Raw genomic sequence first — 16431 nt, forward strand, 5'->3', positions numbered from 1 at the left:
TAATTTAATAACCCGGATTCTGGTCGAGAGAAGGTAATCTTCTCATTTCGTCACGTGGGATAGGTACCCAGACAGACCTTTTATCAACGACTCTTGTCAGGAAAGAGGAGGAACTCGGGATGACACGCTGGTAGTAAGTCTCTTTGGTGGCGCCGTCGGGGTTCATCCCGCGGATAGGTTCCTGTTCCGTTTCTTCATAGATACCCCAGCGGCGGACATCATAGAAACGTCTGTTTTCCCATAAGAATTCTACCATACGTTCACGTTCTATCTGTTTTTGTATTTCAGACGTATTGTCAAGCTGGCTGGTGGTTAACCCCGGCAGTCCGGCTCTATAACGGACTTGATTAAATGCCTTTTTGATTTCTTCTTTATTCCGGTCTACAGTATAGGACTGCCCGTCCAGTTCTACAGTATGGGCACTGGTCAGGTTGTTGAGTGCCTCTGCATAAGACAACAGGATTTCTGCATAGCGGATAATCGGGTAGGCTTTTTGGATATGTCGGGCTCCTGTTCCGGTCCAGGCATCCATCGGATTATTGTACTTTTTGATGACGTATCCGGTGATAGGGTAGTTGGGAGAGGTGGCTGTTACTCCACCCCGACCGTCTTCATCCTGATAGTAGTACTTTGCCGTGTGGTTGTTGAGGGTCGAACTGGACAATGCCTGCCATACTGCCTCGTTGAATCCTACCGATGCATAGAATCGCATTTCGCGATTGGCATACATCTTATATATGCCGGCGTTGAGAGGATAACCGGAAAAGTTACGCGGTTCGGAAGTGAAACCTGTTTCCGAGTAATATCCGTCGGCTGTGGCTTCTTCCTTTGTACGGCCATCGTCCATCAGATAGGCGTCTACCACTTTCTGAGTGACACAGAAACGTCCCCATCCACCCATGGAGGGGGGGAAAGAACCTTTACTGATGGTTTCGTTGATGTATGTCGTGTTTCTTCCCCAGATTAGCTCCGGATTGATGGCTGCCACAGCTTCACCGGTAAAGATGTCCGAATAGGATTTAAAAGGGTCTATTCCGTTGGCTCCGTCCGGATAGTTGTCGTAGAAATGAGGGTCGGAAGTGACTCCGGCAGGAAGTTCCGGGGTGTTGTCGTCTTTCGCATACGTATAGAGCTTGTATGCTCCCATATCCATTACTCGCTTGGCTGCTGCTGCAGCCACTGCCCAGCGGCTTTCGTCATATTGTTGAGATACATAGTGTACACCATCAGTCTTGCGCTTCCAGTTGCCGAAGTAGGCACTGGCAACAGGTCCTCCGTTGAACAACGGGCTGGCATGTATCAATCGCAGGCGGGCTACCAGACCGAGTGCAGCCCCTTTGGTGGGCCGTCCGAAGTCCAGAGTAGAAACATCCTGAGGCAAAGGCAGCAAACGGGCTGCTTTTTCAAACTCTTCACAAGTATAGTTCATTGTTTCGTCATAGGTGGCTCTGGGGCGGTCGTAGTATTCGATAGGCTCATTCGTATTGACTACCTCATCTCCCAATAAGATTGCCGGACCGTAATCGACTAAGATGTTGTAGTAGGCGAAGGCACGAATAAAACGTGTATAGCCTTCCAGTCTGAGCCGGTCTGAGTTCGTCAGGTCCTTCGGGCGGTCCAGATTTTGCAGGATGCTGTTACATTTACGGATGATTTTATAGTATTTGCCCCATTGGTTCAGGTTGGGTGAACCGGAACCCAAGAAATCCTGCGTGATCTTTCCATTGGCGAAATCCATGCCATGATATATATTGGCTGTTCCGCTTCCGGTCAGTCCGTTAAATCCTTCATCGGTGGCCATGGGGCCCGGTGTATACCCGTTTCGGATGGTCTGTGCCTCATCCGGAAACATCGCTGCTGCTCCCCACATATACGCTTCCATATATCGGGCATTGGTAAAAACCGAATCGATGTTGAATTCATCATCAAAATAATTATCTATGTTTAAGAAATTGCTGCAGGATGTTGTTATCATGACTGCCTGAACCAGGACAAACGCTCTGGTTATTATTTTTATTATTGACCTTTTCATTCTATCGGGTGATGTATTTATTAGAAATTGACATATAATTGCAGGGAATAGGTGGATGGTATGGGATATACACGACCGTTCCAACGAGCTTGTTCCGGGTCGAAGAGTTTCACTTTGTCCCAGACATAGAGATTGTTTCCCACAAATTGGATATCCAGTGAAGAGACTCCTATGCGTCTCAGAAATGCCCAGGCAAGATGGTAATTCAGCGTGATTTCCTGCAGGCGTATGTATCGTGAATCGCCTTGCCAGAAGGTAGACAGTTGGCTGTTGTTGCTATTGTTACCGTATTGCAGGCGGGGAAAGCGTGCGTTCGGGTTTTCAGCCAAAGACGGATCGATTCCATGTGCAAGGGCATAATCTCTGGGAATCCATCGGTTGGCGGGATCGGCAGCTAAAGTAAGTACATTGCCTGTGTTACCTTCGAAGAACGGCATATATCCCATTCCGTTCAGGCGGCTTTCGTCGTTTACCGTGGTCTTTTGTCCTACATAGAAAAAGGAAGTCTTGCCGGTTCCCTTGAACAATACACCTAAAGTCAGGTTTTTGTAACGGATTTCCGCCCCCAGACCGTACATCAGTAACGGGTAGGTGCTGTGTGTCAGCGGCACCATATCCAGCTTGTCTACTATACCGTCTCCATTGATATCTTTATACTTGATATCACCGGGCATTACCTCTCCGAAGGTTTGTTTAGGACTGTATTTGATGTCATCTTCGTCCTTAAACAGTCCGATTGCCTGATAGCCGCGGATAGAATTGTACGGGAAGTTATTATACTCCAGATATGGATACTCCAGATAAGCCTGCTCCCAGTTTTGTACTTTATTTTTTGAATACGTGAAATTTCCTCGTAGCGTGAAGCCGAAATCTGGCGTGATGTCCTGCGTGAAGCTGATATTTCCGTCAGCACCGTAACTTTTCATTTTACCCACATTCGCATACGGATTAGAGACAACTCCTACGTATTCGGGCACTTGTACGCGTTGTTGGAAAATTCCGTTGCGCTGGTCGTGGAAGATGTCGACAACGAAATCGAGCTTGTTATTAAACAGCTTCCCTTCAATACCCAGATTGGACTTGATGGCTTTTTCCCAAGCCAGATTGTCGGCTCCGATACGTGTCTCGTTGATGATTTCGATATTCGTGACTCCCCAGGTCGATCCTGTACCCTCATTCACTTTAGTAAGATAAGGGAACCGGACATCGGTAATCCGGTCGTTACCTACCGAACCGTACGAAGCCCTGATTTTAAGATAGTCGAGCCATGGGAATGTTTCTTGTATAAACTTGTAGCCTGTAGGTACCCAGCCTAATGCAACGGACGGGAAGAAACCATATTGTCTGCCGGGCTGAAAGTTTTCTGAGCCGGTATATCCGAAGTTGACGTCGAGCAGGTAAGTGTCTTTGTAACCGTAAGTAAACCGGCTGGATACCCCCTGATAACGCAATGGAATGGCTGATAGATTGCTTGTAGCGTCATCTGTGTCTTTGGAATCACTGATGTAGTAATAGACCAGTGCGGATGTCCGGTGATCTGTGCCGAAAAGACGGTCGTAATTGAGCGTAGCTTCGAAGTGGTATTTGCGGTACTGACGGGTAGACTTGCTGTATGAGGCTTTTTTCTCCTGTACTGTCTCCTGCATGATAAGTGATCCGTCGCTGGCTCTGCCTAAAGCATTGTAGAGGGCAGGTTGCACGCTTCTCCGCTCACTGAAATAGCTATGGATATCGTAAGCTCCCTGAATACGCAATTTAAGTCCGCTGACTAATTCGGAAAAGTCCTGATTGATAGCTAAAGTTGATTTGCCTTTGTATACTTCGTTGGCAGCCTTTCCCGTATGGTTAATCATGACATAGGGTGATGATAGCTCTCCGGCTCCGCGACCGGGCAGCAAACCATTGGAATATTGGGTCGGGATGGACAATGGAGTGAGTCGTGACTGTGCTCCCCATATATATTCGGTATTGGCTACACCGGGCTGATTCAACTGAGACAGGAATCCGTCGGAACCTAAATAAACTTTCGTCGATTTGGTCAGATTTACGTCGAGATTGATACGGTAATTATAAGTGTTATAGCTTACATTCGAGCTATAAATACTATTCTTGTCTACCTTATAAGCTGCACTTTCATTTTTACCGCCTAAGCTCAGGAAATAACGCGCCACATCACTACCGCCACGACCGCTTACATAATAAGTGTGACGCCAGAAGGTTTTGTTAAGTATCTCATCCTGCCAGTTCACATTGGGATACAGGTCCGGGTCCAGACCATCGCGGATGATTCCCATCTCAGTCTCGTCGTACAAGGGAGTTTCATTTCGTACCGTTCTGGCCTCGTTGGCTAACTGAGCATATTCATAAGCTCCTAAATATTCCGGTAAGCGATTGAGGACGGAGAGTGTAGTATTGAAACGTCCGGTAATCTGAATTTTACCCGAAAGACCTTTCTTGGTGTTGACCAGTACTACTCCGTTGGCTCCTCTTACCCCATACACGGCAGTTGCCGACGCATCTTTCAGAATGGAGAAACTTTCTACATCGGCGGGATCAATGGTGTTAAGGTCACCTTCCAGACCGTCAATCAGTACAAGGGCACTGCTGTTGGCACCGAAAGTACCGATACCGCGCACCCAGAAATCGGCTATGTTTTGACCGGGCTCACCGCTGCTTTGCAACGAAATGACACCGGCTGCCCTGCCTCCCAGCAGGTTACTGATGGAGGGGGAGGGAGACTGGATATCTTTGGTGCTGACCGTTGTGATGGCACCTACCGAACTGATTTTTCGCTGAACGTTTCCCAGCCCGACAACGACTACTTCGTCAAGTGAATTGTTGTCTTCAAGCAGTGTGATCGTTAAACCTGTTTTGGGCTCGATGGCCACATGCTCCGACGGCTTGAAGCCGATAAAAGAAAATATCATTTTGTCTCCATAAACTACTTTCAGCTTGAAATTACCGTCGTTGTCGGTCGTTGTACCTTTGGAGGGTTTGTCTTTGATGTATACCGACACACCGGGCATGGATAGCTTATCCTTATCCACTACAGTTCCGGAAATGGTAAATTCCTGAACTTGTTGTGCGAAAGTTGTTGCCGAAAGCAATAAGCAGAACGACATTAAGTATAAAATCTGTTTGATTTTCATTGTAAATTGACTTTGTTATTCAATAACTAATTTGCGAATGCGTGCATTACCCCAGTCTGCGATGTAAATGTCACCTTGTTCATTAACAGCCACTCCCCAAGGATTTTTGAATAATGATTCTAACGGCCCTCCGTCCTTGTATCCGGCAACACCGGGCTGTCCGGCAACTGTCGTAACTATGTTGTCGGCAGAGACCATACGGATGCAATGGTTCCCGTAGTCGGCTACGAACATGTTACCATCGTTGTCGAACTTGATGTCTTTGGGATAATTAAACAGAGCATCTTCAATCGGACCATCACGAAAGGCACTGCCGCCGGGAGCATTGAGCCGTTTGAATCCGCCTGTTCCATCCGGATCACGGAGGTCGAGTACCGAAATTCCTTGTCTGTAGGCGGTAGGAGCATTGGAGTGAAGTGTTATGTACAAAAGCCAGGGTTTGGCAGGGTTGATAGCTTGTCCGTATTGTGATCCGCTGGGTCCTTGATGAATAATATGGCCTTCAAATGTCTCCGGATCAATCTTGGCGACCTTTCCATCACGGTATCGCGTATACAAATATCCGTCGTAGGGACAAAAAGTGATAAAGTTCTTGTACTTATCGGCATCTACTATTGAATTTAAATCGGACTGTGAGTATTTTATGTTGCGCTGGCGCGGATACCAAGCCTCCCGGGGATCGAAGGTAAACGTTACTTCTTTCACTGATTCGTGTGCAGCAGTCAGCATTCCGGTGGCACGGTCCACTGTCAAACCGTTGGCATAAAGTATACGGTCAGCAGAACCTGCTTCAATCAGCGGAGTCACTATGTTTTGCTGCTCGTTTATTCGGGCGATTCCAAATGTACCGCCATCGCGCCACGACATGAAAAGATTACCTTCGGCGTCCAGATCCAGATATTTACCATACACCTGAGCCGTGGAAAGCGTTCCGGCAAGAAAGCTTGTTTCACCGTTTCCGGTAACTGTACTAACTAATGTCTGAGTATGATAAGCATATGTTTCTTCGTAAGTAACGGAGTCTGCATCGACTACCACGGAAATACGGGGATTATCGCCCGGAAGGCGGGGGACAATAGCATAAATGCGGCTTCCACTGGATGAAACGACGGAGGCTCTGGCGTTGTTGAAATACACCTTGATTTTGCTTACGTCGTTTCCGAAATTTTCTCCATCCAGGAGAATTTTATCACGTGCTCCTCCTTCTTTGGGATAGAAGGAGGTCAGTACAATCGGTTTATCGGATTTGTGGATTTTCTCCGTGGACTCATTGTAGCTTTCACAACTGGAGAAATAGAAGAAAGCTCCCAGAAAATAGACTAGTGATAAGTATCGATTCATAAAGTAATAATTTAAAATTAAATGATTGTCTGCATACTGTCCGTTAAGTCTCTGACATTACACAGCTAATTTTGTATATATATTTATTTCGTGTTTCTGATTGTTTACGCTTGGGGTAGTTGGACTTTACAGCTTAATGGTGTAATTCAAGCCTTTGTCGGGGGCTACAATGAAGTTTGTTACCTCAAAATTGCAGTCTCCTCCTTTGATACCATTCTCAAATTTCACAGAAATTGTATGTTGGGTATGTGGCTTTAGTGTCATTTCGCGGAAGTAAACCAGAGAAGTATCATGCGCAGTCTTTTTCAGCTTCAGTACCAGATCGGTAGAATTGGTAACAGAGAGTGTCACTTCTTTATCGGTGCGCTTCACCTCTTTTATTTCTATACATTTTTCAAAGAATGGCCGGAGGATTTCTTCACGCCCAATCACCAATTCGCGGTAGTAAGCGGCAGTACGGCGATTGTCAAGTGCTTCACGGATACCTTCTACAGTACGTTCTTTGGCAAAAACAAATGTCATCGTGCGGTGTTCGCCTTTGGCAAAATCATAATCAGTCTGAATAGGCTGATGGATATCGGAAGTTCCTATCATCGTCAGATTTTTGTCCAGACACCATTGAATGGCTTCGGGCATAAAAAGTCCCCCGTTGGCTACCTCGATGCCGTGCATGCAACCGTCATTGTAAAGTTGTGTATGCTCAGGCCACCACAGTGTAGAATCCGGTTGTTGACGTGCCCAACCCGGGTGATTCCAGAAGATAAACGCATTTTGTTTTTTGGCCTCATTGAAAGCGTCTTTATACCCTTTCTGTTCTAATGGATTAGAGTCGGACAGGAAGATGGCATTAAAATGTCCCGGGGGCATGGAACGGGTAATCTCGCTACCTCTGATTAAAAGTATTCCTAACTTTTTGGCTTGTTTCTGGGAAAGTTCGTAGGAACGGTTATGATCTGCCACAATATCTTTCTTGTGCGGACGGTATTCAATGTGTTCCGTCAAAGAAATGGCGTCCAGTCCTTCCCTGTACGCTTCGTCTACGCGTACGGTAGGCCATACCAGGCCATCGGAAAAAACGGTGTGCATGTGAAAGTCACATTTTAGTGTAGTATACCCATCCGGATTGGGCACTTGAATCTCATGGCGGCGTTGCGCTTGTGCACTCATTAAACATGTTACTGCTAGTGCAACTCCAATCAATACTTTTTTAAATTTCATCTTTTTTGCTTTAAATTAGATAATTGGTTTTCTTAAAGAAGCCTTTGCTTTGTCATTGAAGAATGGTAGTAAACATAGGCTCCTGTGTATTTTGGTGCAAATGTATATGCAAAAACAAAACTTACAATAGGAGCAGTAAAAGCTTAACGAGAACTTCATGGAAAAGAAATGTAATCGTTAATGTCTGTAAAAAAACGTAATACCTTTGTAAACTATGGATGCTTGTATAGACGGGGAGTTGTTTCACTTGTGTGAAGAAGATATTCAGAATGGTATGTTAGGATGGGGGACGAACGGTTCGCCTAAAAACAAAAAGAAATGGATGGTCTGTTTTATGCGTTATAGCATAAAACAGACCATCCATTTCTTAGGTTAGATTTTTCTTTATTAGGAAGCTTTCTTCTCTTTTACATCACTGCTGGCTTCTACCACATTCACTACATAGTCACCCAATTTTTCGCATTCGGCGATGATATCCATGTAATAGACTCCCATCTGATAATCATATTCCTTGTTGTTAACATCCAGAATATTCTGATTCTTCAATTGGTTGCGGTAGTTATTGATTTCATTTTCAATGTTGAAAGACTTATTGATATCAATGCTTTGATGTTCCGGTTTCTCTACCACCACAATCATTTGTGCAAGAGCATCATCGGTCAGTTTCATCATGAAGTGGATGTGCTCGTATTGCTTTTCGGTAAAGTCCTGATTTGTCTGGCGTTTCCGGTTGATGGTGCGTGCCAGATTATAACAGCTGTCTCCGATACTTTCAATTTCCGTTACTTCGCGCAGCATGGCACGTATCTGCAACTTACTTTCAGAACTCAAACGACCTTCGGATACTTGATTCAGGTAGTTGGCTATTTCCAGTTCCATGTTGTCGCTGATGTTCTCGTATTTCTCTACCCGGCTAAACAGTTTGTTGAAGTCATCATCCTTGTCGGTATGCAGCAAGTCCTGCACCATCCCGAACATACGATGCGTACGTTCGGCAAACAAGTGAATTTCTTTGCGTGCCTGCAAGATCGAAAGTTCCGCAGTAGAAAGCATTCCACCGGTGATAAACCGCAGGCGAGGTTCCTCGTCTTCCTCCTTTGGACGGATTAATGCACATACAGTACGTTCGATCAGTTTCACACCCCATATCAAAAGACATACGTTACAGATATTGAAAATAGAGTGGAAAGCGGAGAGTTTATAGGAAATAGCAACTTCCGGATTATTAGTTTGGAAGAAGGTATCTACCACCCAATTGACAAGTTGCATGAAAGGGTGGAAGATGATTAATACCCAAATAACACCGAATACATTAAAAACAAAATGGGCCAATGCTGCTCGCTTAGCCTGTGTGTTGGCTGTTAATGCGGCAAGATTGGCCGTGATGGTAGTTCCGATATTTTCACCCAATACGAGTGCTGCTCCTAGTTCCAGGCTGATCCAGCCATTGGCGCACATAATTAATGTTATTGCCATGGTGGCAGCTGATGCCTGTACGATCATTGTCAGTATGGTACCGATGAATAAGAACAGGAGGATGGAGAAGAATCCCATATCCGTGTAGTTCTGAACAAAGGCGAGCATTTCCGGGTTGGCGTTCAGGTCGGGAGCGTTTGCTTTCAGGTAAGAAAGTCCCATGAAGAGGAAGGAAAAACCGAAAATGAATTCACCGATGGATTTACGGTTGCTCTTGCCGGAGAAGATGAGCGGAAGGGCGATGGCCAGAAGTGGGAGAGCGAAAGCGGCCATGTCAACCTTAAATCCGAAAATAGAAATAATCCATGCGGTAACTGTCGTTCCGATATTGGCACCCATGATGACACTAATGGATTCGGCGAGAGTTAACAGTCCTGCATTAACGAAACTGACGACCATCACTGTTGTCGCCGAAGAGGACTGGATAAGGGCTGTGATTAACACTCCTGTTAATACCCCCGTTACCCGATTGGTGGTCATAGCTGTCAGGATACTTCGTAACCTGTCACCTGCGACCTTTTGTAAGCCCTCGCTCATTATCTTCATGCCATAAAGGAAGAGCCCCAACGAGCCTATGAGCTTTAAAAAATCATAAAAAGAATATTCCATCTATAATAATTTTAGTGGTTGTTTGTTCTCTATCTGATTACTAAGTATATTTAGTCCCATGTATTCACCTTATAAACAGACTACGATGAAACAGATGTTACAAATATGTTGCAAAAATAATAATATTTATAAAGAATTCCCTATCGGAAGCTCACTTTTGGATATTTATTACGGTTTTAATCTTAATTTTCCTTATCAGGTAGTCAGTGCCAAGGTGAATAACCGCTCCGAAGGACTCAATTTCAAGGTTTATAATAATAAGGATGTAGAGTTCCTCGATGTACGTGATTCGTCAGGGATGCGCACTTATGTACGGTCGCTCTGCTTCGTCTTGTTTAAGGCTGTCAGCGAACTTTTTCCGGAAGGAAAACTGTATGTGGAGCATCCGGTATCTAAAGGTTATTTCTGTAATTTGAGAATTGGACGTCCTATTACCTTGGAAGATGTGACGCGTATCAAGCAGCGCATGCAGGAAATCATAGCCGAAAATATTTCTTATCATCGGATCGAATGCCATACGACTGAGGCTGTACGTGTGTTCAGTGAACGGGGAATGAATGATAAAGTGAAACTGCTCGAAACTTCGGGTTCACTATATACCTATTATTATACGTTAGGGGATACCATTGATTATTATTATGGTAATCTGTTGCCCAGCACCGGGTATCTAAAGTTGTTCGACATCGTGAAATATTACGATGGCTTGCTTTTGCGTATTCCGAATAAGGACAATCCGGATGTATTGGAAGAAGTGGTGAAGCAGGAAAAGATGCTGGATGTATTTAAGGAGTATCTGAACTGGAGTTACATTACAGGCCTTAACAATGCCGGAGATTTTAATATCGCTTGCGAAGAGGGGCATGCTACGGATTTGATTAATGTGGGAGAAGCATTGCAGGAAAAGAAAATAGCCCAGATAGCCGATACTATTTTCCACCGGGGAGAAAACGGTAATCGTGTGAAACTGGTACTGATTTCCGGTCCGTCGTCTTCAGGAAAGACAACGTTCAGTAAACGGCTCTCCATACAGTTGATGACAAACGGGCTCAAACCGTTCCCGATATCATTAGATAATTATTTTGTAGACCGTGAGGAAACTCCTTTGGATGAAAACGGCAACTATGATTACGAGTCTCTTTATGCGCTCGATCTGGAACTGTTTAATCAGCAGTTACAGGCTTTGCTGCGTGGTGAAGAGGTGGAACTTCCCCGCTTTAACTTTTCTCTTGGAAAGAAAGAGTATAAAGGTGATAAACTGAAAATAGAAGATAATACCATTTTGATATTGGAAGGTATTCATGCGTTGAATCCGGAATTGACACCACATATTCCCGAGGAAAAGAAGTTTAAGATTTATGTTTCGGCATTGACTACTATTTCTTTGGATGACCACAACTGGATACCTACGACTGATAATCGTCTGCTCCGCCGCATTATTCGTGATTTTAATTATCGGGGATATTCGGCTCGCGAGACTATTTCCCGTTGGCCCAGTGTGCGTGCCGGTGAAGATAAATGGATTTTTCCTTATCAGGAAAATGCTGATGTCATGTTCAATTCTGCTTTGCTGTATGAATTTGCGGTTCTTCGTTTACATGCGGAACCCATTCTGATGGGAGTACCGCGCAATTGTCCGGAATATTGTGAGGCATATCGGTTACTGAAATTTATTAAATATTTCGTTCCGGTGCAGGATAAAGAAATCCCCCCGACATCTTTGCTCAGAGAGTTTTTGGGAGGAAGTAGCTTCAAATATTAGATAATAATTTTATTTAAGATATTTATTTTGGAATTTATAGTCATTGTATAAATATAAGTTCGTAACTTCGCGCCGCAAAAAACAAGCGTGGCAATAATGTTGTTGTATTCCAGGGAAAGGAAATAACTGTTAGATTAGACTTACTTAGTGAACATTTGTATGTTTTTTCCGTTTATGTTATTACACAACAAAAAAGGGTATATGATATTTTACAACAATTTTTTAGCGAAATGCTTTTTAGGGAAAAAGAAGCATTATTTTATGATAGGAGGGTTATTCTTCACTCGGTATAAGTATCTGGAAGTCTGGGAGGAAATGGAGTTGAGAATACATGCGCGGCAATTCTGGGAATGTTTTTTATTGACTTTAATCCCGGCATTGGCCTTATCACTGTGGTTATCATGGTGGTGGATGATACTTCCGTTCATAGCATATCATCTGTTTTACTGGTTTGAGAAAATGTTTTTTCCTCATTCAGTTTTCGATTGGGAAGCTTTGACTTTCTGTGGGGATGCTATGTATCTGCGAAAGAGGAAGTCTTTTGCCTGGATGAAGTGGTATGGCAAGAAAACTCTTCCTGCGTCGGAGTGGGATGATTAATGGCTAAAACATTTTGTTTTCCTGGAAGCTAATATTTAAGTTATTTACCCCTGTAACAAATTATAGTTGTAACAGGGGCTTTTTATGTTTGGAAGATATCTATGAGTAATCTTGTCTGTTGGTAATCTTGTGATTATTCTGTTTTATCTCAGATGTTTTTTTATCCATAGTAAATGTCCATACTCCGTATCACTGGAAGTCCAGTGCTCGTTGATGGGCGTAATCAGTGATTCCTTCGGACAGTTCAGCATATTGTATACAATATAGCTGGTGGTTGGCGGACATACATTGTCGTTGAATCCCCATGTCATATAGGTATCAGCTTTAATTAGTTTAGCAAAGTTCACGACATCATAATAAGCCATTGTTTTTATTTTTTCGGGCGTATCCATATCTACGGAATTTCTGAAGAAGTGTGGATAACCTCCTGCACGGCCGGCTTTATATCCTGCCATATCACTTAATGCCGGATGATTGGCGACACATGCTGTTACCCGTTGGTCCAGTCCGGCGGTAACCAATGCCAAAGCACCTCCCTGGCTGCCTCCCTGAACAACCACATTCTTTTCGTCCCATTCCGGCAGGGAAGTGAGAAAGTCGATACTACGGACACATGCCAGATATACACGTTTCATATAATAATTGTCGCGGCTGTCCAGACCATTGGACAAATATCCATTCTCTCTGCCGTTGAAAGCTGCGCTGATTTCCCGGAACTCTTCCTCGCTCATTTCCGGATTCAGTCCGTGAATTTCAATTTCGAAACGGATACAACCTTGTTCTGCGTAGTATTTATGGCGTAAAGGCTCTTTGATGGTCTTGATTCCGGCTCCCGGAGGGCATAGCACAACAGGAAATTTGCCTTCCTTTTTCGGATAAAACAAATAACCGTAGATGCTTTGCCCGCGTTGGTTTATCTGGAGTTTAATGAGATAGCAGTCTATTTTATCCGTAGAATACTTTTTCACATGTTCTTTGGTGTATACCAGTGGACATTTAGCCAGTTCAGTTTTTTCTTTCTTCCAGAATTCCTGAAAATCAGCAGGCATAGTAGTGTATGGACGCAGCTTTTCAGGAGAGAAGCCTACTTTTACATGATGAGAATAAGTCTTACCGTCTACTGTGGCTGTCAGGCGACAGTCACGGAAGCCCGGTTCTTTCATGGTACCTATGGGGATTACTGCTTTCCCTTTCTGTAGAGTTACTGTTCCTTTACTGTCGGCGGGCATCATCTCTCCACCTGTTTCATAGTTAACAATGATGTTGTCTCCCGGAATGCCATATTTATAAAATTGCACTTCTACACTTGCCTGTTCTCCGGTTTTGTAAAGCCAGTCGGAGTGGTTGGGGACTGTCACCCAGAATACGTCACTCCGATAGGGGTTGTTCTCGGCTACAGCCAGCAGAGTCGTTAACAATACTCCGACAGACAAACAAAATCTTCTCATATTCATTTTACTATTCAAAATAGATGTCATTAAATGTGTTGTCCTACTTTTCATATTATTAGTTCATTAATTACGATGCAATATTAGGAAAGATTAGAAAGACAGAGGTAGACTAAATGTTCTATTACGGGTAAAAATTAGTTTTGAGGTTAGAATAACTTCCATTCAAACTGATGCTGCCCCGCTTCTAGTTCTATCATACGTTCTCCTTTTACATGATCCGGCAAATATAAAGTAGCACTACTGTTAGCTGGAATAGTAACCACATATACAACACTTTTTTTCTTGCGTTCCCATTTTGAAATGATTTCTCCATAGGGAGAGTGATGTCTGGCTTCAAATTGCTTCAAATCACTCGGGAAATTGGGGCGCAGAATAATGTGTTTAAAACCGGGCTGTTGCGGATCGGGGAAGATACCCCCCAAACCTTTATAGAACCATCCGCCGATTTCTCCGAACATCATGTGATTGTCGGAGATATCACGTGTGGCATTCAAATCCCAATTTTCCAATAGGGTAGTGGCACCGTTGGCTATCCAGCATCCCCATGAAGGATATGTATCTTGTGCAGCTACTTTATAAGCAGTCTCCGCTTCTCCGTTTTCACTCAGAGCGTTCAGTATGGCTTTGGCTCCCAATACCCCTACATCCAGATGGAAACCGGCTTCTTCCACTTTCTTTGCCAGATTCCTGGCTACTTTTGTTTTCATATCTTCGGGAACAACTCCCCACATCAAAGGTACGCTTAACTCTGTTTGGACACCGCTGGCATAGATTCCGGTTTCTCTATTCAGATATTTAGCGTTGATTGCATTCTTTATTTTCTCGGCAAGAGCCTGGTAGTGTTCGTAATCTTCTTGCTTGTTGAACAGTTTTGCCGCGTTTGCCAGTATCTTTGTGTCTACATAGAAGTATACTGATGAAGTCAACTCTTTCGATGAATGGGATTTTACAGGAACCCAGTCGCCTCTTCCCCATGAAGTCAAACCGTTCGGGCTGGTACGATCTACATAATTCACATATCGTTTTATATTTTCATAGCAGTCTGACAATAATTTGCTGTCTCCGTAGAACAGGTAGATATTCCATGGAATGATTGCGATGGTACTTGTCCAGTCCAGACCATTATCCGTGCCATATCCCCAGCCTCCTGTAGGGATGATGTCAGGCAATACTCCATTCGGCTGTTGTTCATCCCGGTGGTCTGCCAGCCATTTTTCATAAACGGTGATTCCATCGTAATTGTATAAGGCGGTTTCAATCGCAAAGTGTCCGTCGCCCGTCCAGCCGTTCTTCTCACGTTGAGGACAGTCTGTGGGATATCCCATCAAGTTAGATAGATAGGCATTGTTAGTAGCCCACCACAAACGGTTGACAAGTGGATTCGACGTACTTATCTCCCCTTTTTGAGGAACGTCACTGTGAACAAAGTAGGCAGTCAGGCTATTTTGCTGTAATTCAATTGGTTTACTGCTTGTCACTTCCACATATCTGAAGCCTTTGTAATTGAACCGAGCCATAAATTCATCTTCCCCTTTTCCGCTAAGGATAAGGATATCTGTCTGGAATGGGTCCGAATCATCTACCGGACGGTGGTATACATCTATATTCGATGTGTTTACCCGTCCGTTGTCATAGAGGCGTTCGCCGTGTTTGAGTTTTACGACCGTTCCCTCTTCTCCGGATACTTTAATGCGGGTAACTCCGGACATATTTCTGGCAAAGTCGAATATATAGGTGGAATCATTTATTTTCTTCCATGTATTTGCAGGTATTGTTTCTACGATACGGATTGGCTGAACCTGTTGGGATACCACATTTTGAGAAGGGGCTCCTCGGTAACCTACTCCGTTCCATTTGGAGTCGTCAAAATCTGCAGTACTCCAGTCTTTCTGCTCCAGACGGACATCATAATGCTCTGCTGTGTAGATGCTGTTGAATATCAATGCGCCAGATGATGTTTTCCAGTCTCTTTCGGAAGGGATAACTTCGACGCTGCCGTCTTCGTATGTAATTCTCAGATCCATGCAGAAGGCAGGACGGTTACGCCACGGTGCACGGTCAAAGTCCCATACTGCCTTTGACTGGTGGTTATACCAGCCATTTCCTAGCAATACTCCAATTGCGTTTTTGCCTTTTTGCAATTGCCGGGTCACATCATAAGTCACATAAAAGTTCCTTCTGTCAAAACGGGTATATAGTGGGTCTAACCGGTGATTACCGATCTTTTCTCCATTTATATACAATTCGTACAAACCAGCCACTGCAATATAGGCTCTGGCTGATTTTATCTTCTTTTGGGTATTGAATGTTTTTCTGAAATACGGAGCCGGCTTATAATTGATATCTCTGTTGTCGCCAATCCAGGCACCCTGCCAGTTTTGCATTCCCATCATTCCTGTTTCAAAGCTGTTGATGTCCGAAGAGACTTTAACTCCGTCCTTGTCCCATACATTTACTTTCCAGTAATATTTCGTAAAAGGCCGGAGATTCTTTTCCGGATAAGTCACAAGAATCTCGTCCGATTCTTTCTTTCCCGAATTCCAGATATCTCCTTTCTCATCGTTTACTTTCAGTGAGTCTGTACTGACTAATAGTTGATAAGCGGTCTGGCGTGCTCCTTGTCGTGTATCGTTCAGCATCCATGACAATCTGGGATTGGCATGATCGATACCTAAAGGATTGACAAGGTGGTCACATTGAAGATTCGCAGGCTTGCACGCTTCTTGCTTTTGGGCAGATATTGATTGCAGGGTACAAAACGCAAGTGCGGTAACTAAATATATATTTTTCATCCTG

10 protein-coding genes are annotated in these 16431 nt (G+C 44.0%); 3 read left to right on the forward strand and 7 right to left on the reverse strand.

All coding sequences use genetic code 11. From position 1 onward, the window contains the following. Nucleotides 1–4 precede the first annotated feature (4 nt). The 4 genes from HMPREF2794_RS17885 to HMPREF2794_RS17900 form a co-directional block, all read right to left on the reverse strand. Nucleotides 5–2032: a RagB/SusD family nutrient uptake outer membrane protein gene (locus tag HMPREF2794_RS17885; RefSeq protein ID WP_022301527.1), complete on the reverse strand. Its 2028-nt coding sequence runs from the start codon at nucleotides 2030–2032 to the stop codon at nucleotides 5–7. A 20-nt stretch (nucleotides 2033–2052) separates the two neighbouring features. After that, a complete protein-coding gene (locus HMPREF2794_RS17890) occupies nucleotides 2053–5181 on the reverse strand; it encodes a SusC/RagA family TonB-linked outer membrane protein (RefSeq protein WP_010535496.1) in 3129 nt (1042 codons plus the stop codon). Between the two features lie 15 nt (nucleotides 5182–5196). After that, nucleotides 5197–6522: an IPT/TIG domain-containing protein gene (locus tag HMPREF2794_RS17895; protein WP_010535495.1), complete on the reverse strand. Its 1326-nt coding sequence runs from the start codon at nucleotides 6520–6522 to the stop codon at nucleotides 5197–5199. Nucleotides 6523–6648: 126 nt separating this feature from the next. Beyond that, complete coding sequence (locus tag HMPREF2794_RS17900) at nucleotides 6649–7740, reverse strand: Sb-PDE family phosphodiesterase (RefSeq protein WP_010535494.1); 1092 nt, start codon at nucleotides 7738–7740, stop codon at nucleotides 6649–6651. 214 nt (nucleotides 7741–7954) lie between these two features. Here HMPREF2794_RS17900 and HMPREF2794_RS29025 point away from each other — a divergent pair, with 214 nt between their 5' ends. Continuing rightward, nucleotides 7955–8116: a hypothetical protein gene (locus HMPREF2794_RS29025; RefSeq protein ID WP_022301526.1), complete on the forward strand. Its 162-nt coding sequence runs from the start codon at nucleotides 7955–7957 to the stop codon at nucleotides 8114–8116. 11 nt (nucleotides 8117–8127) lie between these two features. Here HMPREF2794_RS29025 and HMPREF2794_RS17905 read toward each other — a convergent pair whose 3' ends face one another. Further along, entirely contained in the window at nucleotides 8128–9825 is a 1698-nt protein-coding gene (locus HMPREF2794_RS17905; RefSeq protein WP_070752108.1) for a Na/Pi cotransporter family protein, read from the reverse strand. An 85-nt stretch (nucleotides 9826–9910) separates the two neighbouring features. Here HMPREF2794_RS17905 and HMPREF2794_RS17910 point away from each other — a divergent pair, with 85 nt between their 5' ends. Both HMPREF2794_RS17910 and HMPREF2794_RS17915 read left to right on the forward strand, forming a co-directional pair. Next, nucleotides 9911–11584 carry a nucleoside kinase gene (locus tag HMPREF2794_RS17910; protein ID WP_029425039.1) on the forward strand — a complete coding sequence of 558 codons (1674 nt, stop codon included), beginning with the start codon at nucleotides 9911–9913 and terminating at the stop codon, nucleotides 11582–11584. A gap of 201 nt (nucleotides 11585–11785) precedes the next feature. Next, nucleotides 11786–12184: a hypothetical protein gene (locus tag HMPREF2794_RS17915; protein ID WP_010535491.1), complete on the forward strand. Its 399-nt coding sequence runs from the start codon at nucleotides 11786–11788 to the stop codon at nucleotides 12182–12184. Nucleotides 12185–12327: 143 nt separating this feature from the next. Here the strand turns inward: HMPREF2794_RS17915 and HMPREF2794_RS17920 are convergent, their stop codons facing one another. Then, nucleotides 12328–13632 carry an acetylxylan esterase gene (locus HMPREF2794_RS17920; protein WP_162097083.1) on the reverse strand — a complete coding sequence of 435 codons (1305 nt, stop codon included), beginning with the start codon at nucleotides 13630–13632 and terminating at the stop codon, nucleotides 12328–12330. A 149-nt stretch (nucleotides 13633–13781) separates the two neighbouring features. Then, nucleotides 13782–16427 carry a glycoside hydrolase family 78 protein gene (locus HMPREF2794_RS17925; RefSeq protein ID WP_022301524.1) on the reverse strand — a complete coding sequence of 882 codons (2646 nt, stop codon included), beginning with the start codon at nucleotides 16425–16427 and terminating at the stop codon, nucleotides 13782–13784. Nucleotides 16428–16431: the final 4 nt, after the last annotated feature.

Origin of the sequence: Bacteroides sp. HMSC067B03, from assembly GCF_001811315.1 — a bacterium.
In the GTDB taxonomy this organism is placed as follows: domain Bacteria; phylum Bacteroidota; class Bacteroidia; order Bacteroidales; family Bacteroidaceae; genus Bacteroides; species Bacteroides faecis.